The sequence below is a fragment of the Paracoccus sp. (in: a-proteobacteria) genome, assembly GCF_047973135.1.
Taxonomy (GTDB): domain Bacteria; phylum Pseudomonadota; class Alphaproteobacteria; order Rhodobacterales; family Rhodobacteraceae; genus Paracoccus.
This window is the reverse complement of record NZ_JBKEBL010000070.1, coordinates 1-2,676: the sequence shown is the minus strand read 5'-3', so window position 1 is coordinate 2,676 and position 2,676 is coordinate 1. Positions and strand designations below refer to the sequence as shown.

At 60.8% G+C, this 2,676-nt stretch carries 3 protein-coding genes; 2 read left to right on the top strand and 1 reads right to left on the bottom strand.

The window, feature by feature from the left end; genetic code table 11:
* Positions 1 to 909 (top strand): malate dehydrogenase (gene mdh / locus ACK5L9_RS06275; protein WP_416910611.1); only part of this gene is annotated, 909 nt, incomplete at its 5' end.
* Between the two features lie 63 nt (positions 910 to 972).
* Here the strand turns inward: mdh and ACK5L9_RS06270 are convergent.
* Entirely contained in the window at positions 973 to 1,581 is a 609-nt protein-coding gene (locus ACK5L9_RS06270; RefSeq protein ID WP_416910609.1) for a VPLPA-CTERM sorting domain-containing protein, read from the bottom strand.
* Between the two features lie 508 nt (positions 1,582 to 2,089).
* On the opposite strand from ACK5L9_RS06270, the gene ACK5L9_RS06265 reads away from it, so the two are divergent.
* On the top strand, positions 2,090 to 2,676 hold a 587-nt coding region (locus tag ACK5L9_RS06265), incomplete at its 3' end, for an ATP-grasp domain-containing protein (protein WP_416910608.1).

Sequence of the window (2,676 nt, the reverse complement as noted above, 5' to 3'; positions counted from 1 at the left end):
GCGCATCTGGCCGCAATGAAGGAACTGGGCGATGTCGTCCTGTTCGACATCGCCGAAGGCACCCCGCAGGGCAAGGCGCTGGACATCGCGGAATCGGGCCCCTCGGAAGGGTTTGATGCCGCGCTGAAAGGCACCAGCGATTACGCCGATATTGCGGGCGCAGATGTCTGCATCGTCACCGCCGGTGTGCCGCGCAAACCGGGGATGAGCCGTGACGACCTGTTGGGCATCAACCTCAAGGTCATGAAATCCGTGGGCGAGGGCCTCAAGGCGCATGCGCCCAACGCCTTTGTCATCTGCATCACCAACCCGCTGGACGCAATGGTCTGGGCGCTGCGCGAATTCAGCGGCCTGCCCCATAACAAGGTCGTCGGCATGGCCGGCGTGCTGGATTCGGCGCGTTTCCGCCACTTCCTGTCGCTGGAATTCGGCGTTTCGATGCGCGACGTGACGGCCTTTGTGCTGGGCGGCCATGGCGACACGATGGTCCCGCTGGCCCGCTATTCGACCGTCGCGGGCATTCCGCTGCCCGATCTGGTCAAGATGGGCTGGACCAGCCAGGAAAAGCTGGACGCGGTCGTCCAGCGCACCCGCGACGGCGGGGCCGAGATCGTCGGCCTGCTGAAAACCGGCAGCGCCTTTTATGCCCCCGCGACCAGCGCCATCGAAATGGCCGAGGCCTATCTCAAGGATCAACGGCGCGTCCTGCCCTGCGCGGCCTATGTAGACGGCGCCTATGGCCTCAAGGGGCTTTATGTCGGCGTTCCGACAGTGATCGGCGCGAATGGCATCGAAAAGATCATCGACATCAAGCTGGACAAGGACGAACAGGCGATGTTCGACAAGTCGGTGGATGCGGTCAAGGGTCTGGTCGAGGCCTGCAAGGGCATTGATGGCAGCCTGGTCTGACCGGCGCAGCACAGACAGAAAAGGCCGGGCGCATTGCCCGGCCTTTTCCAATACTCTGGTCGTTCAGGCGGCACGGCGACGGCGGCGCATCATCGCCAGCGCGCCCATGCCCGCCAGCGCCAACGGCGCGGTCGCGGGCAGTGGCACGGTCGGCGTGGCCGTGATCTGCTGCACATAGTACTGATCGGGCTTGCTGCCGCCAAAACCGAAGGTGGCGCTGCTAACATCCATGAAACTGGCACCGCTCAGCGCGGCGAAGGTGTATTCCGTCAGCGCCCCGCCATTCGTTGCGAACATCAGCGTGCGGTTGTCGGACAGCGGAATGTGCCCTTCGGCGCGGAACATCAGACCGCTGAGGTTCTGCGCCGTGTCAAAGGACAGTGTCACGGTCTCGCCGACGGTCAGGTTGTCGTCATTGGCCGGGTTGCACTGATTTGTCGCCGTCATGTTCATGCAGACACCCAGTCCGGCATTACCCTTGTCGAAATAGGCGAAATGCGACGACGTAAAGGTCACGTCCAGCCCGTCAAAGGTGATGGTGGTACCGTTCGTGACGCCACGTTCATAGCTGTTAGCCTCGGCCATGAAATCCAGTGTAGCGGCGCTGGAGGACGCAGCCATTGCTCCCGAAAGAACTGCGGCGGCGGCGATCATCTTGAAAGTTACCTTCATACTCAACCTCACTCATCATCACAAAAATCCAGCCCTCTGATCAGGGCTGAACAAGACAAGACGGTTCATATCAATTCTGGCGTCGTTTTCAATAAACCTTGAGATATGTTTTACTATTCTGGTTAAAATGCAGCGGGGTTCGGTAAGTCTTTCGCAGCCACTTCACGCGGAAGATGAATCCATGCGCCGAGGGTTGAAATGGGTTGAAATGAATCGCCTGCATATACCCGGTTCCGGTAGCAACCGCCCGGCAGCACGGTCCGGACGATTCGCTTGCGCCCCAAACCGGCTCAACGCCCCTCCGCCGCCGAAAAAGACGCAGCGTCACAATGATCGGCATCGGTCTGGCGACCTGAACCGGATATTTGTGATCACAGCCAAAATTTTTGTGATCGCAAATTCCCGGATGCGGTATTTTTTGAAGATTTTCCGAAGAAGACGGTTCATCTGTACGCCTTGCTGTGCCAGAACAGTCGGCAAATCTGCAGAACCGATCAAGGGGGTCGCGATGAATATCCATGAATATCAGGCCAAGGCGCTGCTGCGTCAGTATGGTGCGCCGGTCAGCGATGGCCGCGTGGTGATGAAAGCCGATGAGGCCAAGTCAGCCGCCGGTGAACTGGACGGTCCGCTGTGGGTGGTCAAGGCGCAGATCCATGCCGGCGGTCGCGGCAAGGGCAAGTTCAAGGAAGCCGCCGCCGGTGAAAAGGGCGGCGTGCGTCTGGCCAAATCGGTAGCCGAGGCCGAGGAATTGACCCGCCAGATGCTTGGCCGCACCCTTGTGACCCACCAGACCGGCCCGGTCGGCAAGCAGGTCAACCGCATCTATATCGAGGACGGCAGCGGCATCGAACGCGAGCTGTACCTGGCCCTGCTGGTCGATCGTGGCACCTCGCGCGTCAGCTTTGTCGCCTCGACCGAGGGAGGCATGGATATCGAGGAAGTCGCCGCCTCGACCCCCGAAAAGCTCGTCAGCTTCAGCGTCGATCCGGCCTCGGGCCTGTCGGATTTCCACGGCCGCCGCGTGGCCTTTGCCATTGGCCTGTCGGGCGGGCAGGTCAAGCAATGCGTGGCTCTGATCCGCAACCTGTATCG